The organism is Mesorhizobium sp. M8A.F.Ca.ET.181.01.1.1, assembly GCF_004792025.1.
Taxonomy (GTDB): Bacteria; Pseudomonadota; Alphaproteobacteria; order Rhizobiales; family Rhizobiaceae; genus Mesorhizobium.
This window is the reverse complement of the sequence record NZ_SRTV01000197.1, coordinates 1-313: the sequence shown is the minus strand read 5'-3', so window position 1 is coordinate 313 and position 313 is coordinate 1. Positions and strand designations below refer to the sequence as shown.

At 65.5% G+C, this 313-nt stretch carries 1 protein-coding gene; it reads right to left on the bottom strand.

The genetic code is table 11. The features are described from left to right. The coding region (locus EN824_RS34220; protein ID WP_135933215.1) for a TonB-dependent receptor at nt 1-313 on the bottom strand (313 nt) is incomplete at both ends.

Sequence of the window (313 nt, the reverse complement as noted above, 5' to 3'; positions counted from 1 at the left end):
TGCCCGGGCCGGCGAATACATAGTGCAGGTCAGGCGCACGGAACGCGGTGCCATACGAACCGCGCACCAGCAGCGTGTCGATCGGGCGCCATTCCAGGCCGCCGCTCCAGGTGGCCTTGCCGATGGTGTGACCGGAATAGCGGTACTGGTCGTAGCGGCCGGTCACGCTCAGGTTGACCGTCTCGTGCAGCGGCATGCGCAGCTCCGCAGCGGTCGCCCAGCGGTTGCGCGAACCGTTGCCGTCCGAATCCTTCCAGCTGTAGTAGTAGTACTCGGTCGCCAGCGGATCGGGATTCAGCGAAGATCGGAAGAG